General features: G+C 61.8%; 29 protein-coding genes and 2 tRNA genes. 8 read left to right on the forward strand and 23 right to left on the reverse strand.

The features are described from left to right. Positions 1-37 precede the first annotated feature (37 nt). Positions 38-2,095 carry a methyl-accepting chemotaxis protein gene (locus BXA07_RS24190; protein ID WP_076571664.1) on the forward strand — a complete coding sequence of 686 codons (2,058 nt, stop codon included), beginning with the start codon at positions 38-40 and terminating at the stop codon, positions 2,093-2,095. Positions 2,096-2,321: 226 nt separating this feature from the next. After that, positions 2,322-3,131, forward strand: a complete 810-nt coding sequence (locus BXA07_RS24195; RefSeq protein WP_076571666.1) for a Crp/Fnr family transcriptional regulator — start codon at positions 2,322-2,324, stop codon at positions 3,129-3,131. A 78-nt stretch (positions 3,132-3,209) separates the two neighbouring features. On the opposite strand, the gene BXA07_RS24200 is transcribed toward BXA07_RS24195, so the two are convergent. The 12 genes from BXA07_RS24200 to BXA07_RS24255 all read right to left on the reverse strand — a co-directional run bounded on the left by BXA07_RS24200 (position 3,210) and on the right by BXA07_RS24255 (position 13,957). Then, the gene (locus BXA07_RS24200) at positions 3,210-4,625 is read right to left on the reverse strand and encodes a sensor histidine kinase (protein ID WP_076571668.1); all 1,416 of its coding nucleotides are present in this window, start codon (positions 4,623-4,625) and stop codon (positions 3,210-3,212) included. A gap of 151 nt (positions 4,626-4,776) precedes the next feature. Continuing rightward, positions 4,777-5,409 (reverse strand): response regulator, encoded by a 633-nt coding sequence (locus BXA07_RS24205; RefSeq protein WP_076571670.1) that lies wholly within the window; start codon positions 5,407-5,409, stop codon positions 4,777-4,779. A 199-nt stretch (positions 5,410-5,608) separates the two neighbouring features. Further along, the gene (locus tag BXA07_RS24210) at positions 5,609-6,013 is read right to left on the reverse strand and encodes a MerR family transcriptional regulator (RefSeq protein WP_076571672.1); all 405 of its coding nucleotides are present in this window, start codon (positions 6,011-6,013) and stop codon (positions 5,609-5,611) included. 10 nt (positions 6,014-6,023) lie between these two features. Further along, a complete protein-coding gene (locus BXA07_RS24215) occupies positions 6,024-6,371 on the reverse strand; it encodes an integration host factor subunit alpha (RefSeq protein ID WP_010399205.1) in 348 nt (115 codons plus the stop codon). A gap of 172 nt (positions 6,372-6,543) precedes the next feature. Continuing rightward, positions 6,544-8,970 carry a phenylalanine--tRNA ligase subunit beta gene (gene pheT, locus BXA07_RS24220; protein WP_076571673.1) on the reverse strand — a complete coding sequence of 809 codons (2,427 nt, stop codon included), beginning with the start codon at positions 8,968-8,970 and terminating at the stop codon, positions 6,544-6,546. A 78-nt stretch (positions 8,971-9,048) separates the two neighbouring features. After that, positions 9,049-10,065: a phenylalanine--tRNA ligase subunit alpha gene (gene pheS / locus BXA07_RS24225; RefSeq protein WP_034751917.1), complete on the reverse strand. Its 1,017-nt coding sequence runs from the start codon at positions 10,063-10,065 to the stop codon at positions 9,049-9,051. A gap of 146 nt (positions 10,066-10,211) precedes the next feature. Further along, positions 10,212-10,571, reverse strand: coding sequence for a 50S ribosomal protein L20 (gene rplT / locus BXA07_RS24230; protein ID WP_010399214.1), 360 nt, complete (start codon positions 10,569-10,571; stop codon positions 10,212-10,214). Positions 10,572-10,597: 26 nt separating this feature from the next. Further along, positions 10,598-10,795 (reverse strand): 50S ribosomal protein L35, encoded by a 198-nt coding sequence (gene rpmI, locus BXA07_RS24235; RefSeq protein ID WP_038493025.1) that lies wholly within the window; start codon positions 10,793-10,795, stop codon positions 10,598-10,600. A 227-nt stretch (positions 10,796-11,022) separates the two neighbouring features. Further along, positions 11,023-11,544, reverse strand: coding sequence for a translation initiation factor IF-3 (gene infC / locus BXA07_RS24240; RefSeq protein ID WP_071650129.1), 522 nt, complete (start codon positions 11,542-11,544; stop codon positions 11,023-11,025). Between the two features lie 51 nt (positions 11,545-11,595). Continuing rightward, a complete protein-coding gene (gene thrS, locus BXA07_RS24245) occupies positions 11,596-13,503 on the reverse strand; it encodes a threonine--tRNA ligase (RefSeq protein ID WP_076571675.1) in 1,908 nt (635 codons plus the stop codon). A 211-nt stretch (positions 13,504-13,714) separates the two neighbouring features. Beyond that, positions 13,715-13,791, reverse strand: a tRNA-Val gene (locus tag BXA07_RS24250). Between the two features lie 89 nt (positions 13,792-13,880). Next, positions 13,881-13,957, reverse strand: a tRNA-Val gene (locus BXA07_RS24255). A gap of 148 nt (positions 13,958-14,105) precedes the next feature. Here BXA07_RS24255 and BXA07_RS24260 point away from each other — a divergent pair. Beyond that, entirely contained in the window at positions 14,106-14,570 is a 465-nt protein-coding gene (locus tag BXA07_RS24260; RefSeq protein WP_076571676.1) for a hypothetical protein, read from the forward strand. A gap of 3 nt (positions 14,571-14,573) precedes the next feature. Here BXA07_RS24260 and BXA07_RS24265 read toward each other — a convergent pair whose 3' ends face one another. Next, the gene (locus BXA07_RS24265) at positions 14,574-15,686 is read right to left on the reverse strand and encodes an acyltransferase family protein (protein ID WP_076571792.1); all 1,113 of its coding nucleotides are present in this window, start codon (positions 15,684-15,686) and stop codon (positions 14,574-14,576) included. Between the two features lie 147 nt (positions 15,687-15,833). On the opposite strand from BXA07_RS24265, the gene BXA07_RS24270 reads away from it, so the two are divergent. Then, the gene (locus BXA07_RS24270) at positions 15,834-16,787 is read left to right on the forward strand and encodes a M14 family metallopeptidase (protein ID WP_076571678.1); all 954 of its coding nucleotides are present in this window, start codon (positions 15,834-15,836) and stop codon (positions 16,785-16,787) included. Here the strand turns inward: BXA07_RS24270 and BXA07_RS24275 are convergent, their stop codons facing one another. Together BXA07_RS24275 and sugE are read right to left on the reverse strand one after the other, a co-directional pair. Continuing rightward, positions 16,788-17,129, reverse strand: coding sequence for an SMR family transporter (locus tag BXA07_RS24275; RefSeq protein WP_076571679.1), 342 nt, complete (start codon positions 17,127-17,129; stop codon positions 16,788-16,790). Positions 17,130-17,140: 11 nt separating this feature from the next. Further along, positions 17,141-17,461 (reverse strand): quaternary ammonium compound efflux SMR transporter SugE, encoded by a 321-nt coding sequence (gene sugE, locus BXA07_RS24280; protein WP_070217981.1) that lies wholly within the window; start codon positions 17,459-17,461, stop codon positions 17,141-17,143. A 196-nt stretch (positions 17,462-17,657) separates the two neighbouring features. On the opposite strand from sugE, the gene BXA07_RS24285 reads away from it, so the two are divergent. The 3 genes from BXA07_RS24285 to BXA07_RS24295 all read left to right on the forward strand — a co-directional run bounded on the left by BXA07_RS24285 (position 17,658) and on the right by BXA07_RS24295 (position 19,539). Next, positions 17,658-18,017, forward strand: coding sequence for a DUF1304 domain-containing protein (locus tag BXA07_RS24285; protein WP_139335736.1), 360 nt, complete (start codon positions 17,658-17,660; stop codon positions 18,015-18,017). Positions 18,018-18,140: 123 nt separating this feature from the next. Next, a complete protein-coding gene (locus BXA07_RS24290; RefSeq protein WP_076571682.1) occupies positions 18,141-18,437 on the forward strand; it encodes an ArsR/SmtB family transcription factor in 297 nt (98 codons plus the stop codon). Between the two features lie 46 nt (positions 18,438-18,483). Continuing rightward, a complete protein-coding gene (locus BXA07_RS24295; RefSeq protein ID WP_076571684.1) occupies positions 18,484-19,539 on the forward strand; it encodes an alkene reductase in 1,056 nt (351 codons plus the stop codon). A gap of 179 nt (positions 19,540-19,718) precedes the next feature. Here BXA07_RS24295 and BXA07_RS24300 read toward each other — a convergent pair whose 3' ends face one another. Then, positions 19,719-19,952, reverse strand: a complete 234-nt coding sequence (locus BXA07_RS24300) for a hypothetical protein (RefSeq protein WP_076571685.1) — start codon at positions 19,950-19,952, stop codon at positions 19,719-19,721. A gap of 250 nt (positions 19,953-20,202) precedes the next feature. On the opposite strand from BXA07_RS24300, the gene BXA07_RS24305 reads away from it, so the two are divergent. Further along, positions 20,203-20,814, forward strand: a complete 612-nt coding sequence (locus BXA07_RS24305; protein ID WP_076571687.1) for a 1-acyl-sn-glycerol-3-phosphate acyltransferase — start codon at positions 20,203-20,205, stop codon at positions 20,812-20,814. On the opposite strand, the gene BXA07_RS24310 is transcribed toward BXA07_RS24305, so the two are convergent. From BXA07_RS24310 to BXA07_RS24340, 7 genes are read right to left on the reverse strand one after another with little or no spacing between them, the layout of a single operon-like run. Further along, complete coding sequence (locus BXA07_RS24310) at positions 20,811-21,371, reverse strand: HupE/UreJ family protein (RefSeq protein ID WP_076571689.1); 561 nt, start codon at positions 21,369-21,371, stop codon at positions 20,811-20,813. The two genes, BXA07_RS24305 and BXA07_RS24310, sit on opposite strands and share 4 nt — an antisense overlap. Then, positions 21,368-22,006: an urease accessory protein UreG gene (gene ureG / locus BXA07_RS24315; protein ID WP_076571690.1), complete on the reverse strand. Its 639-nt coding sequence runs from the start codon at positions 22,004-22,006 to the stop codon at positions 21,368-21,370. Before ureG ends, BXA07_RS24310 begins: the two co-directional genes overlap by 4 nt. A 23-nt stretch (positions 22,007-22,029) precedes the next feature. Beyond that, positions 22,030-22,710 carry an urease accessory protein UreF gene (locus tag BXA07_RS24320; protein ID WP_076571793.1) on the reverse strand — a complete coding sequence of 227 codons (681 nt, stop codon included), beginning with the start codon at positions 22,708-22,710 and terminating at the stop codon, positions 22,030-22,032. Further along, on the reverse strand, positions 22,710-23,234 hold the full coding sequence (gene ureE / locus BXA07_RS24325; RefSeq protein ID WP_076571692.1) for an urease accessory protein UreE: 525 nt from the start codon (positions 23,232-23,234) through the stop codon (positions 22,710-22,712). The genes BXA07_RS24320 and ureE overlap by 1 nt, the downstream gene beginning before the upstream one ends. Before the next feature lie 12 nt (positions 23,235-23,246). After that, positions 23,247-24,947 (reverse strand): urease subunit alpha, encoded by a 1,701-nt coding sequence (gene ureC, locus BXA07_RS24330; protein ID WP_076571693.1) that lies wholly within the window; start codon positions 24,945-24,947, stop codon positions 23,247-23,249. Between the two features lies 1 nt (position 24,948). Continuing rightward, entirely contained in the window at positions 24,949-25,278 is a 330-nt protein-coding gene (locus BXA07_RS24335) for an urease subunit beta (protein ID WP_076571695.1), read from the reverse strand. A gap of 30 nt (positions 25,279-25,308) precedes the next feature. Next, positions 25,309-25,611, reverse strand: coding sequence for an urease subunit gamma (locus tag BXA07_RS24340; RefSeq protein ID WP_034751936.1), 303 nt, complete (start codon positions 25,609-25,611; stop codon positions 25,309-25,311). Positions 25,612-25,630: the final 19 nt, after the last annotated feature.

The raw sequence follows: 25,630 nt of genomic DNA on the forward strand, positions 1-25,630 counted from the left end.
CGCTGCAGAAATGTTGTCACCCTACCCTGGAAACCCGATGAAAATGCTCCTCACCCCCGCCATCCGACTCATGCAGCGCCTGCGCCTGCTGCCCAAATTCATGCTCGTCTGCCTGGTCTTCCTGCTGCCGCTGGCGCTGGCGACCACCCTGCTGATCTCGGAGCTGGGCAAGTCGCTGGCCCAGGCACAGGATGCGCAGCTGGGCGTGGCCTATGTGCGCCAGCTGCAGGAAGGCACGCGCCTGCTGCAGCAGCGGCGTGGCCTGGAACACCTGCGCCTGAGCGGCAAGGCCGGCATGGACAATACGGCCATCAATGGGCGCATCACGGCCGCGCTGGCGGCCCTGGCGCGCCTGCCGGCCGGCGCGGGCCTGCCCCAGGCCGCCGAGCTGACGAAGCAGTGGCAAGCCCTGCTGGGCCGCCAGGCGGGCATCGCGGCGCGCGACAGCTACGCGGCGCACACGGCGCTGCTGCGCCAGGCGGGCAAACTGGGCCAGCTGGTGGCCGACCGCTCGCACCTGAGCCTGGACCCCGACGCGGGCGCCAACCACCTGAGCGCCGCCTTCACGACCACCCTGCCCGACCTGGCCGAGAGCCTGTCCGATATCGCCGGGCGCGGCGCCGCCTACATCGACACGGGCCTGTTCGAGGCGAACGAAGACCAGCTCGTCAACGCCAACGCCCTGATCGCGCGCCATGAACTGGAACGCCTGCCTGCCCGCTACGAGGAAATCCTCGCCGCCAGGCCGGACCTGCGCGCCAGCCTGCAGCCGGCCCTGAAAGCCGTGCCGGCGGCGCTGGCCTTCCTCGAACGCACGAAGAACGAGGTGACGAATTCCTACGACCAGACCTCGGGCGCGCAATTCCACGCCGCCGGCATGCAGGCCATCGATGCACTGCACGCGCTGTCCGGCGCCTCCGCCACGGCCCTCGACAGCGTGCTGGCGCAGCGCATCGCCCGCGATCAGGCGCGCCGCACCCTGATCCTGGCCGCCATGCTGCTGGTGCTGCTGGCCGCCGCCTACCTGTGCGCGGGCTTCTATGCCGCGTTCGCGCGCGACGTCACGCAGCTGCGCGTGGCCGTCGGCGCGGCGGCGGCGGGCGACCTGTCGCAGCGCATCACCTCGCAGGCGCACGACGAGATCGGCGACCTGGTGCGCGACTTCGGCGCCATGACGCACGGCCTGGCCACCCTGGTGCAGGAAATCCGCGGCGGCGCAGCCGTCATCGCCACGGCCGGCGCGGACATCGCCGACGGCAACGCCGCCCTGTCCGGCCATACGGCCACGCAATCGCAGGCGCTGGGCGCCACCGTGGACTCGATGCGCGAGCTGACGGCCACCGTGGGCCGCAACGAAGCCCACGTAGGACAGGGTCGCACGCTGGTGGCGTCGGCGGCCGAAGTGGCCCTGCGCGGCGGCGAGACGGTCAGCGCCGTGGTCGACACCATGGCCTCGATCAAGGCCAGCTCGCACAAGATCGTCGACATCATCGGCGTCATCAACGGCATCGCCTTCCAGACCAACATCCTGGCCCTGAACGCGGCCGTGGAAGCGGCGCGCGCGGGCGAGCAGGGGCGCGGCTTTGCCGTCGTGGCGGCCGAGGTGCGCAGCCTGGCGCAGCGCTCCAGCGAGGCGGCGCAGCAGATCAAGCGCCTGATCGGCGATTCCGTCGCCACCGTCGACGCGGGCGGCGACCTGGTCAACGCGGCCGGCAGCACCATGCGGCAAGTGGTCGACGCCGTGCAGCAGGTGGCCGTGGTCATCGGGCGCATCAGCAGCGCCGGCGCCGAGCAGAATGGCGAGATTGCCCAGATCAATGCGGCGCTGGCGCAGATCGACGACATGACGCGCCAGAATGCGGGCCTGGTCGAGGAGGCGCGCGCCGGCTCGCAGCGCCTGCACCAGCAAGGCGAAGCGCTGACGCAGGCTGTCAGCCGCTTCCGCCTGGGCGAACAGGACGTGGCGGCAGCGCGTCCGGCGCCCGTCGCCGGCATGCGCAACGGCTTGCCCAGCGTGCGTCCAGCCGGCCTGTGGAGCGCCAACAAGCCGCGCGTCATATCACAAAATCGCGCAGAACGGCGCAAGGCTAGCTAGGCTAAAGTGTGCATGTAGGACAAGGACTACAATTTCGCCTCAGTAGAGACTACAAAGTGGCGACTGCTAATCTTATGTTCGCCACTTACATAAGCTTTTAAAGTAGCTACATCGCGATCTGCACCGCGCGGTCGAAAAAAAACGCTGTTGCAAAATGGGAACAGCACTTCTTTGACCGGCAACGCGGCAATCGCACTCCGATGTAAAAAGCCTGTGAGGAAATACCATGAACCATACTCAACTTAGCACCCCGGTCCAGAAGAACCAGTTGCTGCCGCGCGCCATGCCGGCGGCCGGCCGGGAAATCAAGCTTGCGTCGCGGGTTAGCCTCAGCAGTGCCCAACAGAATGAATTGCTGGCCGCCCTGCCGCGCGCCGCGCTCGAATCGCTGTTCGAAGACCTGGAATTGGTGGAACTGCCTTTCGGCAAGGAGTTGTATGCCTACGGCAATAACCTGGAATACAGCTACTTCCCCACCACGGCCATCATTTCCCTGCTGTATGTGATGGAAGACGGCGCCACGACGGAAATCGCCGTCGTCGGCCATGAAGGCGTGGCTGGCGCCTCGCTGCTGGCGGGCGAACGCGCCATGTGCACGGCCGTCGTGCAGAGCGCTGGCTACGGTTACCGCCTGAAAACGCAGAGCTTGCGCGACGCCTTCAATCAAGGCGGCGCCCTGCCCCAGCTGCTGATGCGCTACACCAACGCCCTGTTTGCGCAAATGGCGCAGAACGCCGTCGGCGGCCGCCACAGCTCGATCGAGCAAAAACTGTGCCGCTGGCTGCTGGACCGTCTGGACCGTTCGCCATCGAACGAATTGAAAGTGACGCAAGAGCTGATCTCCATCATGCTGGGCGTGCGCCGCGAAAGCATCACGGCCGCCGCCGGCAAGCTGCAGGAAGAAGGCTTGATCCACTATCGCCGCGGCAATATCACGGTACTGGACCGCGCCGGCCTCGAATGCTATGCGGGCGAGTGCTACAAGGTGGCCAAGACGGAATACGACCGCTTGCTGCGCGACGTCTCCCGTTGCTGATGCCTTGCTGACTGAATCCGCAGCACGATAAAAAAATGGCCGGGCTGCATGCCCGGCCATTTTTTCGCCCGCCATGACTTAAACGCTGGCGTCTTCGTCGAGTTCTTCCGGCTCCGGCGTCAGCGGCAAGGGAATCACGGCTTCCACGCATGTGCCCTTGCCTTCCGGCCCCTGGCGCACGGTGAGCGTGCCGCCCAGCAGCAAGGCCCGTTCGCGCATGCCCAGCAAGCCGTGCGACATGGGCTTTTGCAGCGCCTCTTCCGTGATGCCGATGCCGTCGTCGATGACGCGCAGCACCAGGCCGTGTTCATTGCGTTTCAAGGTCACGCTGACCATGCCGGCGCGTGCATATTTGAGGATGTTCGTCAGCGATTCCTGCACGATACGGAACAGGGCAATCGTCAGGGTCGCTTCGCGGTTGTCGATATTGATGGCCACGTCCGTATCGCAGCGAACTGAGCTCATGCGGGCGAAATCCTCGCAATAGCTTTCGATGGCGGCGCACAGGCCCAGGTTGTCCAGCAGGCTGGGGCGCAAGTCCTCGACGATGCGGCGCTTCAATTCCACCGTTTCCAGCAGGGTCGCCTTGGCGCGGCGCAGTTGCGCGGCCAGTTCCGGCTGCGTGTGCGCCAATTGCTGCGTGACGGCGCCCAGGTCCATGCTGATCGACGTCAAATTGGCGCCCAGCTCGTCGTGCAGCTCGCGCGCCAGGCGCGCCTTCTCGACCTCATTGACGCTGATCAAATGGCGCGACAGCACGGATAATTGCTCGGTGCGCTTGGTTACCGTCGACTCCAGGGTGTCATTGGCATTCTGCAGCGCGTATTCGACGGCCGCGCGGTTCTGGAAGCTGCGCCGCACCAGCTGGTAAAACATGATCAGCACGAGGATGGCCAGCGCATTGATGCCGATACCGAGTATGACGGCCTTCTGATACTCATGGTAAAAGGCGGCGCTGCCGGTCGACAACGCTTCATTCTGCTCGCGCGTCATGATCACCACCTGCAGGCGGATTTCATCCATGGTGGCGCGGTCATCGGTGACGCGCGAGATATTGACGATCTCGGCCAACCCGCCCTGCTTGTAGACCTCGACCGCCTGTTGCAACATAGACATCTTGCGGCGAATCAAGCTTTTCAGCTGGGCCAGGTTCTTCAGCTGGGTGGGACTGCCCGCCAGCAAGGTCTGCAACTCGTTGAATTCGTTCTCGATTTCCGTCGAAGCCGTCTTCGACGGGCCCAGATAGGTTTCCGAGCCGGAAATGAAATAGCCGCGCAAGCTGCTTTCCGCATCGAGCACGAGCACGTTCAGGTACTGCAGGCGGTCAGCCACGCGGGCGCTCTGGCTGAGCAAGGCATTCGTGCCCTTCAGCGACTGCAGGTTATGGAAGAGACTGAAACCATTGAGTACAAGCAGCAAGGCGCAAGTCACGCACAGGATCGTCTTGTAGAGGGGCAGGCGGTGATTCGGGGCCGGTTCAGCGGTGAAATACATCCTGGTGTGCATCCTTAGCAAGGTTCGGCGCGGGAAAGAACGCCGGCGCCGGCCAATTATAATCCTCGCCACAGACTGCTGCACTGCACAACATCAAGTTGTGCCAGGCTGGCACGCCGGGCGATCATGCAACCATGATCGCACCGCCGCGCTAGTCAAGCAAATTGTTTTTCATTGCGTAATAGGTCAAGTCGCTGTTCGATTGCAAGCCCATTTTTTCCATGATGCGCGTACGGTAAGTACTCACCGTCTTGATGCTCAGCGACAGGGCCACGCCGATATCGGACACGGTGGCGCCGCGCGCCAGGCGTAAAAAGACCTGGAACTCGCGGTCCGACAATTCCGTGTGCAGTGCGGCATTCGTATCGCGGTCGAATGACTGCGCCAGCAACTCGCCCACGGTGGAGCTGACGTAGCGGCGTCCCTGGTACACGGTGCGCACGGCCGTCATCAGCTCGTCCGCCTCGCATTCCTTGTTCAGATAGCCGTTCGCGCCCATCTTGAACAGGTTCAGCGCGTACTGCTGCGCGGGATAGCCGCTGAGGATCAGCACGGGCAATTCCGGCTGGCCCTGGCGTATCGTGCGCAAGGTATCGATGCCGCTCTGATCGGGCATGGCGATATCGAGCAACAGCACATCACATATCTCGCGGCGGGCGATATCGAGCGCTTCGCGCCCCGTACCGGCTTCCGCCACCACACTGAAATCGCCTGACGACGAAAAAATCTGTTTGAATCCAGCTCGTACTATTTGGTGATCATCACAAATGGCAACGCGTATCATTGTTTCCCCTTAAATTTTCCTGGCCTGGGAAAGACTACCGGAACCTGAACGCTGCTCCGGCTTAGCGTCACTAACAAAAACGCAACATTAACATTATATTCAAAATGTAGCGTACCGTACGATACCGGCAGCGCCAACGCTTGTACCATGCAGTATAGTCAAGCGGTATCGGACAACCCGACCTATATTGGTACAAATCTTATTTTAGCAAGTTTAAAATCGCAATTAATTCATCGCGTATCCACGCGCGGTCCAGCGGCGCTTCCTGTGGCACGACAGGCGTGGCCGGCAGCACCGGCAGCTCGTCAACGATGACATGCGATGCGCCACGGCTATCGAGCTTGTTGCGCGCGCCGCTGATGGTAAAACCTTGCTCGTACAACAACTCACGGATGCGCCGTATCAGCAGCACTTCATGATGCTGATAATAACGGCGGTTGCCACGTCGTTTGACCGGCTTGAGCTGGGAAAACTCCTGCTCCCAGTAGCGCAGTACGTGCGGTTTGACGCCGCACAACTCGCTCACCTCGCCGATCGTGAAATAGCGCTTGGCCGGGATGGGCGGCAAGGCGATCAACTCGGTTTTACTGATGCGCTCGTTCATCGCCACTCACTCAGGCAGCACGTGCCAGCGGACTGGTCTCTTCGACCATGCTTTTCAGCTTCTGGCTCGCATGAAAGGTCACGACGCGCCGCGCCGTGATGGGAATTTCTTCGCCCGTTTTCGGGTTGCGACCCGGCCGTTGCGGCTTGTCGCGCAACTGGAAATTGCCGAAACCGGACAGCTTGACGGCTTCGCCACGCTCGAGCGCATTGCGGATCTCGTCGAAAAAGGTCTCGACCATATCCTTCGCTTCGCGCTTGTTCAGGCCCACCTGCTCGAACAACAGTTCGGCCAGTTCCGCCTTGGTCAAGGTGGGTAGATCTTTTTCCGCTTCCTGGCGCACTTTGGCAACCAGCATGGCCCGATGCAGATCGGCGGCCAATGCGGATTGCAGTACGGCGGAATCAACGTCGCTATTATTAATTTTCCTGCCCTGCCTTTTCTGTGCGCCCGAACCGGCCACATGGCAGGTTCGTCTACGGTTGACGACGGAAAGGCCGTCACGCAAAAAGCGACGGCCAGTCCGGTAATTACGAACGCAGTTTCGCGTCGTGGCCCTGCTTCGCGGCATCGATCAGCACAGCCATCAGGCCATCGACGACATCGTCTTGCAGGGTGTTTTGAGTATCTTGCAAGCTAATCCGGAAAGCAAGGCTTTTTTCATCCGTTTCCAGCCCTTTTCCACGATATTCATCAAATAAAACAATGGCTTGCACGATACGCGCTGCGGGGCTTGCCTTCGCGGCCGCCTGGAAACTGTCGAGCAGATCCTGCACGGCCACCGATTGCTTGACGACCACGGCCAGGTCGCGGCTGGCGCCAGGGAATTTCGAGATTTCCTGGTACACGGGCACGACCCGTTGCGTCAGGGCAGCAGCGTCGACTTCGAACAGCACGGGCGCCAGCGGCAAGTCATATTTTTGCATCCAGCGCGGGTGCAGTTCGCCGATGAAACCGATGACCTTGCCGTCGAGCTCCACATTGGCCGAACGGCCCGGATGCAGGGCCGGATGTTCCGCTTTGCTAAAACGCAAGACCAGCGGCGCGAACAGCGCTTCCAGGTCCGCCTTCACGTCGAAGAAATCGACCGTGCGCGAGGCCTGGCCCCACTGCTCGTCGGCCACCGCACCGTAGGCCATGGCGGCCACGCGCTTCGGCTGGGCGTAACCGGCCACCGACAAGGGGCCGTTTTGCACGCTGTCGTCGCGCTGGTAGATGGCGCCCACTTCGAAGATGCGCACGCGGTTCGTCTTGCGGTTCAGGTTATAGCGCACGTTGGCGATCAGGCTGCCAATCAGCGAGGAACGCATCACGCTCATCTGGCTGGCGATCGGGTTCTGCAATTTGATCGGATTGGTGTTGCCCGAGAAATCGCGCTCCCATGCCGTATCGACAAAGCTCATGTTAACCACTTCCTGGAAGCCCAGGTCGGCCAGCACATGACGTACCGCAAACAAGGAGCGGGTATTTTCCGGCGCGATCTGCATCACGTTCGCGGCCACGGGCGGCAGGGTCGGGATGTTTTCAAAGCCGTACACGCGCGCCACTTCCTCGATCAGGTCTTCCTCGATCTCGATGTCGAAACGGTAGCTGGGCGAGGTCACGGAAAACACGCCGTCGGCCAGGGTGAACGGCAGGGCCAGGCGCGTGAAGATGTCGGCGATCAGCGCATCGGTCAGCGGCACGCCGATGACTTTCTGTGCGCGCGCCGTGCGCATGGTCACGGGCTGGCGTTGCGGCAAGTTCACCACGTGGTCGTCGACGGGGCCGACGGTGGTGGCCGGCGTGCCGCAGATTTCCACGATCAGGGCCGTGATGCGCTCGATGTGCTCGACGGTGGTGGCGAAATCGACGCCGCGCTCGAAGCGGTGCGCCGCATCGGTCGAGAAATTCAAACGGCGGGCGCGGCCCTGGATCGCGTTCGGCCACCAGAATGCCGCTTCCAGGTAGATGCTGTCCGTATCGTCCGACACCGAGCTGGCGTCGCCGCCCATGATGCCGGCCAAGGATTCGATTTCCTGCTCGTCGGCAATGACGCCGATCCACTCGTCGACGGCAACGGTGTTGCCATTCAACAGCTTGACGGATTCGCCCGCCTTGCCCCAACGCACGTCGAGGCTGCCGTGGATCTTTGCCAAGTCGAATACGTGGCTGGGACGGCCCAGTTCCAGCATGACATAGTTGGAAATGTCGACCAGGGCCGACAACGGACGCTGGCCGCTGCGCTCGAGGCGCTGCTTCATCCAGTCCGGCGTGGCTGCCTTGGCGTTCAGGCCGCGGATGACGCGGCCCGTGAAACGGCCGCATAGGTCCGGCGCGCTGACTTTGACGGGCAGGATTTCATCGCTGGAAACCGGCACGGTGCGGAACTGGGGCGCATTCAGGGGCACGCCCGTCAATGCCGACACTTCGCGCGCCACGCCCAGCACGGACAGGCAGTCCGCCTTGTTCGGCGTCAACTTGATGGTGAATTTCAAGTCGTTGAGCGCATAGTAATCGCGGAAATTCTGGCCGATCGGCGCGTCATCCGGCAATTCCATCAAGCCGGCGTTTTCTTCCGACAATTTCAATTCGCGCGCGGAGCACAGCATGCCTTGCGACTCGACGCCGCGCAGCTGGCCCACCTTGATTTCAAACGGCTTGCCATCGGCGCCAGGGGGCAGCACGGCGCCGGCCATCGCGCAGACGACTTTCAAGCCCGGGCGCACGTTCGGCGCGCCGCAGACGATATTGAGCATGGTGCCCGTGCCGACGTCGACCTGGCACACGTTCAGGCGGTCCGCGTTCGGATGTTTCTCCATCTCCAGGACCAAACCCACCACCACGTTCGAGAACGGCGGGGCGACGGGATCGACGTCCTCGACTTCGAGACCGGACATGGTCAGCAGATGGGCCAGTTCGTCCGAAGTCATCTTCGGATCGACCATGGTACGGAGCCAGTTTTCGGAAAATTGCATAATCAAGCCTTCAAATGGTCAAAGCTCACAGCGCGAGCGCACGGGCGCTCAAGCGCCATGAATCAAACGGAACAACGCTTAGTTGAATTGCTTCAAGAAACGCAAGTCGCCTTCATAGAACAGGCGCAGGTCGTTGATGCCGTAGCGCAGCATCGTCAAGCGTTCCAGGCCGGAGCCGAAAGCGAAACCGATGAATTTCTCGGGATCGAGGCCAAAGTTCTTCACCACGGTCGGATGCACCTGGCCCGCGCCCGACACTTCCAGCCAGCGGCCTTTCAGCGGACCCGAGCCGAAGGCGATGTCGATCTCGGCCGACGGTTCCGTGAACGGGAAGTACGACGGACGGAAGCGCACCTGCAGGTCGTCCGTTTCAAAGAATGCCTTGACGAAGTTCAGGTACACGCCCTTCAGGTCGGCAAAGCTGATGTCTTCGGCGATCCACAGGCCTTCGACCTGGTGGAACATGGGCGAATGGGTGGCGTCGCTGTCGACGCGGTAGGTGCGGCCCGGCGCGATGACCTTGATCGGCGGCGTATGCGTGCGCGCATAGCGCACCTGCATGGGGCTCGTGTGCGTGCGCAGCAGCAAGGGCTTGCCATCGGTGTCGTTGCCATCGATGTAGAACGTATCTTGCATGGAACGGGCTGGATGGTTTTCCGGGCTGTTCAGCGCCGTGAAGTTGGTCCAGTCGTTTTCGATTTCGGGGCCATCGGCCACGTCGAAGCCGATCGAGCGGAAGATTTCCTCGACACGCTCCCACGTGCGCATCACGGGATGGATGCCGCCGGGCATGCGGCCACGGCCTGGCAAGGTGACGTCGATCGCTTCGGCGTTCAGGCGGCCTTGCATTTGAGCATCTGCCAGTGCATCACGGCGCGCCGTCAGCGCGTCCTCGATCTGCACTTTGACGGCGTTGATCAGGGCGCCCTGCGCCTTGCGCGCGTCCGGGTCCAGCTTGCCCAGGCCCTTCATCATTTCAGTAATCTGGCCAGTCTTGCCCAGGTAGCGGGCTTTGGCGTTTTCAAGTGCGGCAGCGTCTGCGGCGGCGATAAAGTCAGCCTGGGCCGAGACGACGAGTTCTTCTAGGGAGTTCATGCGGCATTTCCTGTTTTGGACATCAATTCTGGACTCGGTTAGCTAAAATCCAACAATCAAAAACGGAAACGGGGCATAAGGTGTTAAAACCCCTGCCCCGCTCTTTATAACGTCACCCTGTGGATGACGTTGTGCAATCACCGTGCTTACGCAGCGATTTTTGCTTTCACTGCGTTGACAATCGCAGCGAATGCTGGCTTGTCCATCACAGCCATATCGGCCAGGACTTTACGGTCCAGTTCGATATTTGCTTTTTTCAAGCCGTTCATGAATACGCTGTACGTTACGCCATGCTCACGGGAAGCGGCGTTGATACGGGCGATCCACAGGCGGCGGAAAACGCGCTTCTTGTTGCGGCGATCGCGGTAAGCGTATTGGCCAGCGCGCATAACTGCTTGCTTGGCAACACGGTATACACGGCTGCGGCGACCACGGTAGCCTTTAGCTTGAACAAGAATCTTCTTATGACGGGCACGAGCTGTAACCCCACGTTTTACTCTAGGCATAGTAACTCCTTAAATTGAGTGTGAGATTAAGCAGTCGGCATCATGCGCATGACGGATGTGACATCCGATGCGTTGATGTTACGGGTACCGCGCAACTGACGTTTGTTTTTGGTGGTTTTCTTGGTCAGGATGTGGCGTTTGAACGCGTGACCCGACTTGACTGTTCCACCTGGACGCACGCGAAAACGTTTTTTCGCGGAGCTTTTGGTCTTCATTTTAGGCATAGCAATCTGTCCTCTTACGGACAGCTCCATTTATAACAGGATTGCAGGTGGCAACACGACGCTGCGCTTAGATGCCTGCTTTCACATGTTGTGCAGCGGATGCGAGTCCGCTACAGTTCACGCGGCCCGCACATTGCTGAGCGGGCCGCGCAAATTCTGCCTGGGGTTTGACGCCGCGCCAATGCTGGCACGCGCAGTGTTCACCCACAGTAAAACGCTATTGTAACTTACTTCTTCTTCTTAGGCGAAAGAACCATGATCATTTGGCGGCCTTCCATCTTCGGGAACTGCTCGACCTGGCCGTACGGCTCCAGATCGGCTTTCAGACGTTCCAGCATGCGGAAGCCAATATCCTGGTGCGCCATCTCGCGACCGCGGAAACGCAAGGTGATCTTGGTTTTATCGCCGTCTTCAAGGAACTTGATGAGATTACGCAACTTGATATTGTAGTCACCATCATCAGTCCCCGGACGGAATTTGACTTCCTTCACGAGGATGATCTTTTGCTTCAATTTGGCTTCGTGAGCTTTCTTTTGCTCCGAATACTTAAATTTGCCGTAGTCCATCAAACGGCATACCGGTGGCTGCGCGGTAGGCGCAATTTCCACCAGGTCGACGTTTGCCTCTTCCGCCAGGCGGAAGGCTTCAGCCAAACTTACGATACCGAGTGGCTCGTTATCGACCCCGCTTAAACGCATTTCAGGGGCAGTGATTTCGCCATTGATGCGATGTGACTTGTCAGTAGCTATTGTAATTTCCTTTAAAAATCTTGTAAGACGGTCGTGCAGCGAGTTTCCTCGTCAGGCCTTGGTGTCGACTTCATGTTTGAGTCGCTCAATCAGGGCATCGACGGACATGACGCCCAGATCGACATTGCCCCGCGCCCGCACGGCCACTGTATTCGCATCCCGTTCTTTGTCGCCAATTACTAAGATGTAAGGCAATTTTTGTACGGAATGTTCACGTATTTTATAGGTAATCTTCTCGTTACGCAAATCAGCCTGCACGCGCAGCCCCGCTTTGCGCAGTTTTGTTGTAACTTCCTGTACATAATCAGCTTGAGCGTCGGAAATATTCAACACCGACACCTGCACCGGCGACAACCACAGCGGCATGGCGCCCGCGTAGTGTTCGATCAGGATGCCGATGAAACGTTCCAGCGAGCCCACGATCGCGCGGTGCAGCATGATGGGGACCTGGCGCGTGTTGTCCACGGCCACGTATTCGGCACCCAGGCGGCCCGGCATCGACGGATCGATCTGCACGGTGCCCACTTGCCATGCGCGGCCCAGACTATCCTTCAGGTGGTACTCGATCTTCGGACCGTAGAACGCGCCCTCGCCCGGCAATTCCGTCCATTCCACGCCACAGGCGCGCAGGGCCGAACGCAACGATTCCTCGGCGAAGTCCCACGATTCTTCCGTGCCGATGCGGTTATCGGGGCGCAAGGCCAGTTTCACGTCGATATTCGTGAAGCCGAATGCCGTGTACACATCCATTGCCTGCTGGTGGAACGCCGTCACTTCGCCGGCGATCTGCTCTTCCAGGCAGAAAATGTGACCGTCATCCTGCGTAAAGCCGCGCACGCGCATCATGCCGTGCAAGGCGCCCGACGGCTCGTTGCGGTGGCATTGGCCGAATTCGCCGTAGCGCAATGGCAAGTCGCGATAGCTGCGCATGCCATTGTTGAAAATCTGGATATGGCCAGGGCAATTCATCGGCTTCAGCGCATAGGCGCGGTTTTCCGATTCCGTGATGAACATGTTTTCACGGTAATTATCCCAGTGACCGGTTTTTTCCCACAGGCCACGATCAAGGATTTGCGGCGCCTTGACTTCCTGGTAGCCGTTGACCTGGTACACATTGCGCATGTACTGCTCGACTTGCTGCCAGATCGACCAGCCTTTCGGGTGCCAGAAGATCAGGCCTGGCGCTTCTTCCTGGAAATGGAAGAAATCGAGCTGCTTGCCCAGCTTGCGGTGATCGCGCTTTTCCGCCTCTTCCAGGTTGTGCAGATACAGCTCCTGGTCTTCCTTCTTGGCCCAGGCCGTGCCATAGATACGCTGCAGCATCTCGTTTTTCGAGTCGCCGCGCCAGTAGGCGCCGGCCAGCTTCATCAGCTTGAAGACCTTCAGCTTGCCCGTCGATGGCACGTGGGGGCCGCGGCACAAGTCCGTGAACTTGCCTTCGGAATACAGCGACACTTCCTGGTCAGCCGGGATCGAGCCGATCAGCTCAGCCTTGTACGCCTCGCCGATGCCCTTGAAGTACTCGATGGCTTCGTCGCGCGCAACGACCTTGCGCGTGACTTGCTCATCCTTCTTGGCCAGTTCCGCCATTTTCTTTTCGATTGCGACCAGGTCTTCCGGCGTGAACGGGCGCTTGTAGGCGAAGTCATAATAAAAGCCGTTGTCGATCACGGGACCGATGGTCACTTGCGCGTCCGGGAACAATTCCTTGACGGCATAGGCCAGCAAGTGGGCCGTCGAATGGCGGATCACTTCCAGGCCATCGGCGTCCTTGTCCGTGACAATCGCCAGTTCCGCGTCTTGCTCGATCAGATAGGAAGTATCGACCAGCTTGCCGTCAACCTTGCCCGCCAGGGCCGCCTTGGCCAGGCCGGTACCAATATTGGCCGCAACCTGGGCCACGGTGACCGGGCCGTCAAATTGACGGGCGGAACCATCGGGAAGTCGGATTGTAAGCATATTGATCTCCATATCGGCGCTGGCGCCAGGTAAAACTGCGATGTGATGGGTAAAATAACTGAAAGGAAAACGCAGACGCAAAAAAACGCGGACTAGCCGCGTTTTTCACTTTCTTGAGACAAAGGAAACCCGTTCGACTAGCGTCACTCCCAAAGCTTGGTAGTAGTTCGCGGTGTCATAACCGGTTTACCCTTTCTCTCTAACTGCATTCTGGTGGGCGGTGAGGAATTCGAATCCCCGACCCCTTGGATGTCGACCAAGTATTCTAACCAGCTGAACTAACCGCCCGTAAAACTTTTGTTGATCATTGTATTTCAAATGACCGCTTGCGGCTTGCGCCAGCTTAAAACTCTTCAAAACCACTTGCTGCTAAATTCTGGTGGGCGGTGAGGAATTCGAATCCCCGACCCCTTGGATGTCGACCAAGTATTCTAACCAGCTGAACTAACCGCCCCGAAGACCAGCATTATAGAGAGGCTTTCCCAGAATGACAAGGGCTGTTTTACAGGAAACTTTAATCTCTTTTTCATCCGCTTCCCGGGCGTCAGCCTCCTTTATATACAGTCGGCCCCGGGCACCTGGAATGCCGCTAGAATCGCGGCATGAACTCCACCATAATAAGCTGGCTGAAAACCCTGAGCCGCATCTGCGGTTTCGAGACGGCCGATTCCTTCCCGCCCGGCCACCCGTATGCGCGCACGCGCTGGAATGCCGCGTATTTCGATATCGCTTCCGACGTCAAGCCGGACGAGATGGAGCGGCGCATCTGCGCGGCCATCGCCAACACGCCTAGCGTCTTCGCCTACATCAGCAATCCCACGCCGCGCATGCAGCGCGCGCTGCTGAACGTGATCCACGAGCGGCTGCGGCGCCAGCCCGGCGCGGGCGCCACGGACCTGGTCTTGTTATTGATCAATGCCTACGCCAGTCCCCACATCGCGGAAGCCGTGCCCGGCCTGCGCACCTTGATCCTCAATACCGAACACGAAGACACGAATCTGCGCGTGCATGCGATCCTGGAATTGCTGGTGGGCACGCCGCGGGGGCTCGATGTGATCGACATGTAATCATCACGCGTGATTGGCGGGCACATAGCGCGCCCGCAAACGCATGAACGGCGTTTCCACCACTCTATACAAGAGCCAGCCCGTCAAGATACTGACGGCGACACTGATCAGTATCGCCGGCGCCCCGTCCGGCCCATGCCCCATCTCCTGCAGGAACGGGCGCAGCAGGATGCACAGCTGCTTGTGCAACAGATAAATCGCATACGACCACAGGGCCAGGCTGGCCGCGCCCGGCACGCGCAGTTGATAGAGCGCGCTGCCGGGACTGAGTGCCGCGATCAGCAGCAAGCTGAAACTGGCGGCCAGGGCCGGATAGCCGAACACCGTCACGGCATAGCCATAGTGATCGGTGAGAAACACATAAAACATCAGCGCCGTACCGGCCATTCCCGCCAGCAAGGTACGGTTGCCATAGGCGGTCAGGCGCGCCCAGGCGCCGGGATGGTGGTTTTTCAGCAGCGCCAGCGCCACGCCCGCCACCAGCTCGTCGAAGCGGCACCACGACGCGTAATAGATATACTTGTAATAGCCGAGACCGCCGCGCGGCACTTGCACGTACTCCTCCCACAGGTAGGCGCGCACCAGCATGCCGACGATCAAGCTGGCGGCCACGGCCAGCCAGGCCCACAGCAAGGATTTGCGGCAGGCGGCGATCGCCAGCGCCACGGCCGGCAACAGCACATAGAACTGCTCTTCCACGCACAAGGACCACGCATGGGAAAACGCCGTGCCCGGCGTCAGGTTGATGTTTTGCGTAAACGTCAGGAATTTCCACAGCGGCAATAGCGCGTTATCGCCGCGAAACGCGGGCCACAGATAATACAAAGCCAGCACGACATAAAAATTGGGCAAGGTGCGCAAGAATCTCCGCGCATAGAAGCGGGACAGGGAAAAGCCGTGTTCGCTGCGCAGGGCGGCAAAGATCTGGTTGCCGATCAGATAGCCGCTGAGGGCAAAGAACAGGTCGACACCCGTCCAGCCGATTTCTCCCCAGAAACCGAACGCCCCGCCCTCGCTGACGAACAGCAGATAGTGGTTCATGAAGACGAGCACGATGGCCAGCGCCCGCAAGGTGTCGAGGCCGTACAGGCGGGAAGGATGGGTCGTGCTGGACATGAAATGGGCAAGGGAAAACAACGGTGGCGCCGATCATGCCACGCCAGAGTGCGCCATGGCCACATTTTTGCAGGCGTACACGGCGAATCCCGCTAAAATATGCCGACCCCGCTTTCCCTTCCCGCAACAGCATAGGATATGTCCAGCATGAGCAGCGCACTCCACTTCAAGTCCATCAACTACACGGGCCAGGGCAGCGGCCCGCGCCTGATCGTCACGGGCGCCGTGCACGGCAATGAAACCTGCGGCACCAAGGGCATCCACCGCGTGATGGCTGAACTCGACAGCGGCGCCCTCTCCATCGTGGCCGGCAGCGTCACCTTCGTGCCCATCACCAACCCGCTCGCCTACGCCAAGGGCGTGCGCAGCGGCGACCGCAACCTGAACCGCAATCTGTTCCCGAACGACAATCCACAGGATTTTGAAGACCGCATCGCCAACTGGCTGTGCCCTTTGCTGGGCCAGCACGACGTGCTGCTGGACTTGCACTCGTTCAACGCCGACAGCCAGCCCTTCGTCATGGTGGGTCCGCGCAACAACGATGGCCCGCTGCAACCATTCCAGCATGAAGACAAGGAGCGCGCACTGGCGCGCCGCCTGGGCGTGCGCCGCTTCGTCGATGGCTGGCTGCATGCGTATGGCCAGGGCGTGCAGCGCCGCCTGGGCAATAGCGACCAGGTGGGCCTGGTCTTGCGCTACGGCGTGGGCACGACCGAATACATGCGCTCGACGGGCGGCTATGCGCTGACCCTGGAATGCGGCCAGCACGCGGACCCGGCTGCGCCGGACGTGGCTTACCGCGCCATCAAGAATACCCTGGCCTTCCTGGGCTTCATTGATGCGCCGCAACCGGAACCCATCGCCGACGCGGACATGGAAGCGCTGAACATGGTCGTCGTGCACGACAAGCTGCATGCAAGCGACCGCTTCATCAAGACCTGGTCCAGCTTCGACAAGGTCAAACAGGGCGAACAGATCGGCGTGCGCGCGGACGGCACGCCCGTGACGGCCGAATTCGACGCCTACATCCTCTTCCCGGACGTCAATGCGCAAGCCAATGCCGAGTGGTATTACCTGGCGCGGGTGGCCAGCAGCTTCTGATCAATGCCCCACTGATTTGGAGAAAAGATTAATCACGAGCACGCCGGCAATGATCAGCCCCAGGCCGATCATTGCCGGCGTATCGAGGCTTTGCTTGAACCAGAACCAGCCCACGGCGGAAATGAGCACGATGCCCACGCCCGACCAGATCGCATACACGATGCCGGTAGGAATGACCTTCAGGGTCAGCGACAAGCACCAGAAGGCGATGCCGTAGCCGACCACGGTGATCACGCTGGGCCACAAGCGGCTGAAGCCCTCGGACGCCTTCAAGGCGCTGGTGGCGATGACTTCGGCGATGATGGCGATGGCCAGGTAGAAATACGTCGTGGCAAGACTCATGCTGGCATCCTTTATTGCGGGCTGAGCAATTTCAAGCCCAGGATGCCCGACACGATCAGGGCGATGCAGGCGATGCGCGCGGCGCTGGCCGGTTCGCCCAGCACCATGATGCCGAAGATGGCCGTGCCCACGGTGCCGATGCCCGTCCAGATGGCGTAGGCCGTGCCCAGCGGCAAGGTGCGCAAGGCCAGGCCCAGCATCACCACGCTGCCCAGCATGGACACCGCCGTCAGCACGGACGGCACGAGGCGCGTAAAACCGGCGCTGTACTTGAGGCCGATGGCCCAGCCAATTTCCAGCAAGCCCGCCAATACCAGAATAATCCACGCCATCTTCTTCTCCCGAGGCGGCAGGGTCGTCCCCGCCATGCAGCCCCCACATCGAGCGGGGTCGTCCCCACAGGAGCAAAAGGAAAAGTATACCATTCGGTGAAAGGTCTTGCCGCAAGCACATTTTTTCTCGTGCTGGTGCCAAAAAACATGCGCCTGGCAGCATAATTGCGCATCTATTTATTCTCGGGGAGCAATGATGCTGCTACTGGCCCAGATTCTTACCGCCCTCATCCTGCTGCTGCACGTCTACATCGTGCTGCTGGAAACCGTGCTGTTCGATGCGCGCGGCCGCAAGGTCTTTGGCCTGAGCAAGGAAAAGGCGGAAATCGTGCGCCCCGCCATGTCGAACCAGGGCTGCTACAACGGCTTTCTCGTCGCGGCGCTGGCACTGGGCTTTTTCCACCCGGACGCGGCCATCGCCCATGCGTTCACCGTGTTCGGCCTGGCCTGCATCGCCGTGGCCGGCGTGTGGGGCGCAATGACCGTCATGACGCGCATCCTTTACCTGCAAACGGTGCCCGCCGTCCTCGCCCTGCTGCTGCTCCACTTCGCCTGATCCCTGCTTGAAATATCCAACGGCCAGCACGTTTTTTTACTATATCGTATTATACCGATATTGAAATTGACAAAAGACGATACATATATCGTTTGAAGACGAACATCGACCAGGAGGAACAGCATGGACATCGACGCCATCCACAAGGCGCTGGCCAATCCCGTACGGCGGCAGATCCTGCAGTGGCTGAAGGAGCCGGAGCAGTATTTTTGCGAACAAGACCATCCGCTCGACTTCGGCGTCTGCGCCGGCCTGATCGACCGTCGGCTGGGCCTGTCGCAATCGACGGTCTCGGCCCACCTGGCCACCTTGCAAAAGGCAGGCTTGATTTCCGCCAGGAAAGTTGGCCAATGGAGCTTTTTCAAGCGCAATGAAGCCACCATCGAGGCCTTTCTGGAGCACATGCAGCAAGGTTTGTAAGCATCCCCATCTCAACGCCGCCTGAGCGGCACTCACAAGGACAATCATGGCAACTTTATTCGACCCCATCACCATCGGCAGTTTGCAACTGAAAAACCGCATCATCATGGCGCCGCTGACGCGTTCGCGCGCCGGCAACCCGGGCCGCGTGCCCAACGCCCTGATGGCCGAGTACTACGCACAGCGCGCCTCGGCCGGCATGATCATCTCGGAAGCGACGGCCGTCACGCCGCAGGGCGTGGGCTATGCCGACACGCCGGGCATCTGGTCCGATGAACAGGTGGAAGGCTGGAAACACATCACCAAGGCCGTGCATGACGCGGGCGGCAAGATCGTGCTGCAACTGTGGCATGTGGGCCGCATTTCCGCTCCCCTGTTCCTGAATGGCGACTTGCCCGTGGCGCCCAGCGCCGTCAAGCCGGCCGGCCATGTGAGCCTGGTACGCCCGCAACAGGAATTCGTCACGCCGCGCGCACTGGACGCGGAAGAAATCCCCGGCATCGTGGCCGCCTACCGACTGGGCGCCGAAAACGCAAAGAAAGCGGGCTTCGACGGCGTGGAAATCCATGGCGCCAATGGTTATTTGCTCGACCAGTTCCTGCAAGACAGCACCAACTTGCGCACGGACAACTACGGCGGCTCGATCGAGAACCGTGCCCGATTGATGCTGGAAGTGACGGATGCGTGCATAGCAGTGTGGGGCGCGGACAAGGTGGGCATGCATCTGGCGCCACGCCGCGACGCGCACGACATGGGCGATTCCGACCCGCGCGCCACCTTTGGCTACGTGGCACGCGAACTGGGCAAACGGGGCATCGCCTTCATCTGCGCGCGCGAAGCGCTCGGTGACGACCGCCTGGGCCCGTATCTGAAGCAGGAATTCGGCGGCGTCTACATTGCCAACGAAAAAATGGACAAGGCGGCGGCCGAAGCCTTGCTGGCCAAGGGCGAAGCCGATGCCGTGGCCTTCGGCCTGTGGTTCATCGCCAACCCCGACTTGCCCATCCGCCTGCACAGCGACGCGCCGCTCAATCCGCTGAACCCGGCCACCCTGTATGCCCCGGACGCCGCCGGTTACACGGACTATCCGGCGCTGGCCTGAGCACGCCAAGAGGCGCGATAGCCGATCAAACAAGCGGCTGCACACGGCGTAGCGGCGCATAGCTGCGCACACCTCCCCCTTTATGGCGGGCGCAACGATACAGGCGCAGACAAAGCGCCGATATCGGCGCGCCCGCCGTTTGTTTTATCTCAACATCAAATGCGCAACACCCGGGCCGCTCAGCGCCATCGGCGCCGGGCCGGCCGCGCGGGCCGACGCGCCTGGGCGCTGCTGAAAACGCGGTAAATGACGTCGGCCGGCACGGCGTGCTCGCGCAAATAAGCCGTCGCCACCGTCCTGCCCAGGGCGTGGTGGAAAGCGACACCGCGCTCGACCAGTTCGGCCATCGCCTTGTCCGTTCTGACATTCTCTCCGTCATTGTTGCTATTAAGCACGTCGATACTCTTCTTCATGCCATGGCTCCATGTCTGGTGGATCTACACTGCAGCAAGTTTTGACCACATGGCGTGCATTTAGTGCCCGGCGCAGTACCCGGACATGGTTAAAATGGCAGTGAGCACGGCCCCGGCACCGCATGGATGGCGGGCCCGGCTGCTTGTCGCCACCGCCAGCCCCGTATAGAATGCCTGCGCAGAATTTTTGCTTCAAGGAAAATGGCCACCAGCGCCATCCCATTAAGAACAGTGTCACTGAAGGGTATCAATGGACGATTTATTTGTACAAGCGGGCGACTTGCCGACCTGGCACCAGCGCTGCGCGCTGCGGGTGCTGCACCTGTTCGGCTGGCGCATGCGCTTCCGTCCCCTGCCGGGGCCGCGCGGCATCGCCGTCGTCTACCCGCACACGTCCAACTGGGATTTCATGGTGGGCCTGTTCGGCAAGTGGGCGGTGTCCTTGCCCTTCCGCTGGCTGGCCAAGGATACGCTGTTCCGTGGCCCCATGGGCAAGGTGCTGCGCTACCTCGGTGGCGAACCCGTCGACCGCAGCACCACCAGCGGCACGATACAGCGCCAGGCCGAACGCATGCTGGCCGCAGACTGGTACTGGCTGGCCATCACGCCGGAAGCGACGCGCAGCTACCGTCCGAACTGGAAAAGCGGCTTTTATCACCTGGCGCTGGCCGCCAAGGTGCCGTTGTTGCTCGTCTACATAGACTATCCGAACAAGGTGCTGGGCGTCGTCGACCATCTGTATTTGACGGGCGACAAGGACGCCGACATGGCGGCGATTGCCGCCGTATATGCGGGCCACCAGGGCTTACATCCGGAAAACGCGGCACCCATCGTGCTGTCCGACAAGCGCCCCGGCGCTTAATTCATTCCCATCAGCACCACGCCGGCGGCCGTCAAGGCCACGCCGGCCACACGCAACAGGCGCTCGGCCAGCACCTGGCCGGTGAAACGTCCAGCACACAACAGCATGGCCGAGGCCAGCAGGAAGCCGCACGCGGCCGCGGCGGACGGCAATTCCTGGCCATGTGCATTGCCATGCGCCAGCGCAAACATACCCACCAGCAACACGCCCAGCCAGTTCGGCAAGGCCAGCGCCAGCGCGATGGCCAGCCCCGCCAGTGCCACCGTGGCGGCGATGCCCGTTTCCAGCCCCGGCACCGTCACGCCCGCCATGCCGGCCAGCGCGCCGAGCAGCATCATGCCGAGGAAGGTGGCGGGCTGCCCCCAGCCGCGGCGCTGCTGGCCGCCCCAGAGCCCCACGCCCAGCATGGCCAGCAAATGGTCGATGCCCGTGAACGGATGGGCGAAACCGGCCAGGAAGCCCACGCTGTCGCCATGGCCGGGATGGGCCATGGCGGGCAAGGCCAGCAGACACAGGGCCGCCACGGCGGCCGTTTTTGTCATCAGTGTTGCGCTCATTGCAGCTCCTTGCCGGATTGATCGAGCAAACCTTGCTCGCGGATGAAATCGATGACGACCTGCACGCCGTCGCCGCTGCGCAGGTTGGTGAACACGAAGGGGCGCTCGCCGCGCATGCGCCTGGCGTCCTGCGCCATCACGTCGAGGTTGGCGCCCACATACGGCGCCAGGTCCGTCTTGTTGATAATGAGCAAATCGGAGCGCGTGATGCCGGGCCCGCCCTTGCGCGGAATTTTTTCGCCGCCGGCCACATCGATCACGTAGATCGTCAGGTCCGACAGTTCCGGGCTGAAGGTGGCGGCCAGATTGTCGCCGCCCGATTCGACGAGGATCAGGTCGAGATCGGGAAAATCGGCCTGCATGCGCGCGATCGCTTCCAGGTTGATCGACGCGTCCTCGCGGATGGCCGTGTGCGGGCAGCCGCCCGTCTCCACACCCATCAGGCGCTCGGCCGGCAAGGCATCGGCGCGCAGCAGGATTTCCATGTCTTCCTTGGTGTAGATGTCGTTCGTGATGACGGCCATGTCGTAGCGCTCGCGCATGCCCTTGCACAGCATTTCGCACAGGGCCGTCTTGCCCGAGCCGACGGGGCCGCCGATGCCGACGCGCAGGGGGTTTGATGTAATCGAAGTCATGTTGTGGTCTCTCGGTGTAGTGTTCAGGAACGGTACAGGCGGCTGTACTGCACTTCGTGGCGCATCGACAGCAGCGACAGGCCCGGCGCCCAGTTGCCCATCTCGTCGTCGGCCAAGGTTTGCGCCGTCAGCGCGGCCGCTTCCAGGTCCGGCCGCAGCGACAGCAGCAGGCGCTGGCCCGCCACCTGCCCCAGCGGCACGGATTTCACGCAGACGAGCACCTGGTTTTCCGCCCAGGCGAACAGCATGGCCAGCAGCGCCTCTTCGCGCGGAATGGCCAGCGCCGCCACGGCGCACGCATACGCGGTGGGCAGCGCCACCTCCGGCTGGCCCTGCAGCATGTCGATCAAGACGCCGTCGGCCACGCCCAGTTCGGCCAGCAATTTGCTCAACGAGTATCCCATCTGGATGGTCTCGGCGCGAAATTCCGCCGTGTCGCGCGAAGCGATGAAGCGCTCGCTCCAGCGCTGCACGGCGCACAGATCCTGCGCTGCAAACGCCTGCATCAAGCGCCAGCACAAGGGCGCTTCCCAGCGCGCCACCACCAAGGTCAGATGCTGCGCGATCCACGCGCGCGCCGTGGCCGCATCCGTCACCAGGCCCGATTCCAGCGCCGCTTCCAGCCCCTGCGAATAGCTGTAGGCGCCGATCGGCAAGGCGGGGCTGGCGAACTGCAGCAGATGCAGCAGGGCCGAGGCCTGCATCATGCGGCGCCCGGTGCATCGCCGGGACGGTGGATCTTCTGCCGCAGCGGCACGGGGGCCAGCAAATGCTGGCCATGGCCGTCGTGGTGGCCATGGCCGCCGCCGTAGGCGCCCGCTTCCGGCTCGAACGGCGCCTCTTCCTCCGTCACGGTCGCCTGCAAGCCTTCGAGCATCTCCTTCAACACTACGTCCTTGCGGATGCGCAAAAAGCCGTCGCCCACCTGCGCCTGCGTGTGGCGGTTCCCCAGGTGGAAAGCACAGCGCAGCAGCGTGTGCGCATCCGCGCAGCGCACCAGGTAGGTGGCCTCGCGCGCGGCGACGATCCGCACCACCTGCCCGCCCGGCCCCGTCATGCGCTCGCCGTCGCGCAGCACCGTGCCGCGCACGGTGAACACGGCCACCTCGTCGCCATTCGACAGCACGGCGCGCAGCCGGCATTTTTCGCGCTGGTCGTAGGGCAGCACGAGTTGGGCAACGGCGGCGCGCTGATCGTCCGCTGCCAGCTTGGTATGCAAAGTGAGCATGATGTCTCCTGCCTAAAATAGAAAGTAACGCTGCGCCATGGGCAGCGCGGCCGCAGCCTCGCACACGAGCAGCTGGCCGTCGGCGCGCACGGCGTAGGTTTCCGGGTCCACTTCCATGTGCGGCGTGGCGCCGTTGTGGATCATGTCCGCCTTGCGCAAGCCGCGCATGTTCTTCACGGCGATGACGGATTTGTTGAGCTTGAGCTGGTGGCCGATATCGAGCTCGTAGGCCGCCTGCGAGACGAACGTAAACGATTTTTTCAGGCCGCCGCCGAAGGCGCCGAACATCATGCGGTAATGCACGGGCTGCGGCGTGGGAATTGACGCGTTCGGGTCGCCCATCTGCGCGGCCGCGATCATGCCGCCCTTTAAGATCATCGACGGCTTGACGCCGAAAAACGCCGGTTTCCACAGCACGAGGTCGGCGATCTTGCCCGCCTCGATGGAACCGACCACGTGCGATATCCCGTGCGTGATGGCCGGATTGATCGTGTACTTGGCAATGTAGCGTTTGGCGCGAAAATTGTCGCTGCGCGCCGTGTCGGGCGCCAGCGGCCCCCGCTGCACCTTCATCTTGTGCGCCGTCTGCCAGGTGCGCATGATTACCTCGCCGACGCGGCCCATGGCCTGCGAATCGGACGACATCATGGAAATGGCGCCGATATCGTGCAGAATGTCTTCGGCGGCGATGGTTTCGCGGCGGATGCGCGACTCGGCAAAGGCCACGTCTTCCGCGATGGCCGGGTCCAGGTGGTGGCATACCATCAGCATGTCCAGGTGCTCGTCGAGCGTGTTGACGGTGAACGGGCGCGTGGGGTTGGTCGACGAGGGCAGCACGTTGGACTGGCCCACGGCGGCGATGATGTCGGGCGCATGGCCGCCGCCCGCCCCTTCCGTGTGGAAGGTGTGGATGGTGCGGTCCTTGAAGGCGGCCAGGGTGTGCTCAAGGAAGCCTCCCTCGTTGAGGGTGTCGCTGTGCAGCGCCACCTGGATATCCATGCGGTCGGCCACCGACAGGCAGTTGTCGATGGCGGCCGGCGTGCTGCCCCAGTCCTCGTGCAGTTTCAGGCCGATGGCGCCCGCGCGCACCTGCTCTTCCAGCGGCAGCGGCAGGCTGACGTTACCTTTGCCCATGAAGCCCAGGTTCATCGGGAAGGCGTCGGCGGCCGCCAGCATGGCGTGCAAGTGCCACGGTCCCGGCGTGCACGTGGTGGCGGCAGTGCCCACGGCAGGTCCCGTGCCGCCGCCCAGCATGGTCGTCACGCCGCTCATCAGGGCTTCCTCGATCTGCTGCGGGCAGATGAAGTGGATGTGCGTGTCGACGCCGCCGGCCGTGACGATCAGGCCCTCGCCGGCGATGATTTCCGTGGCGCCGCCGATGGCGAGCGTGACGCCGGGCTGGATGTCCGGGTTGCCCGCCTTGCCGATGCCGAAGACCAGACCGTTTTTCAGGCCGATGTCGGCCTTCACGATGCCCCAGTGGTCGAGGATGACGGCATTCGTGATGACGGTGTCCATCACTTCGGCCGCGCAGCGCTGCGACTGGCCCATGCCGTCGCGGATGACTTTACCGCCGCCGAATTTCACTTCTTCGCCGTAGATGGCGTAGTCATGCTCGATCTCGATGAACAGTTCCGTGTCGGCCAGGCGGATGCGGTCGCCCTTGGTGGGGCCGAACATCTCGGCATAGGCGCTGCGGGGAATGCTGGCCATCTCAATCCTTTCCCGGTGGAGTGTCTTGCAGTTCGCCCATCACTTCGCCGTTGAAGCCGTAGACCTTGCGCTCGCCCGCCAGCGCCACCAGTTCCACCGTGCGCTGCTGGCCCGGCTCGAAGCGCACGGCCGTGCCGGCCGTGATGTTCAGGCGCATGCCGTAGGCGCGCCAGCGCTCGAAGGCCAGCGCAGGGTTGACTTCAAAGAAGTGGAAGTGCGAACCGACCTGGATGGGCCGGTCGCCGCGGTTGGCCACCACCACGGTGGCCGTGGCGCGGCCGGCATTCAAGCTGATCTCGCCTTCTTCCAGTTTGTATTCGCCTGGGGTCATGAGGGGCTCCTGTCAATGTCGCTTGTAGGGTTACGGTATCGGGTGGTGCACGGTCACCAGCTTGCTGCCGTCGGGGAAGGTCGCTTCCACCTGGATATCGGGGATCATCTCGGCGATGCCGTCCATGACGTCGGCGCGAGAGAGAATTTTTGTGCCGTCCGACATCAGCTGCGCCACGGACTTGCCGTCGCGCGCCCCTTCCATGATGGCCGCGCTGATCAGGGCCACCGCTTCCGGATAATTCAATTTCAAGCCACGCGCCAGGCGCCGTTCGGCCAGCAGCGCGGCCGTAAAGATGAGCAGCTTGTCTTTTTCGCGGGGTGTCAGGTCCATGGTTTTCCTTACGCTTCTT

The sequence above is a fragment of the Janthinobacterium sp. TND4EL3 genome, from assembly GCF_900156175.1.
In the GTDB taxonomy this organism is placed as follows: domain Bacteria; phylum Pseudomonadota; class Gammaproteobacteria; order Burkholderiales; family Burkholderiaceae_D; genus Janthinobacterium.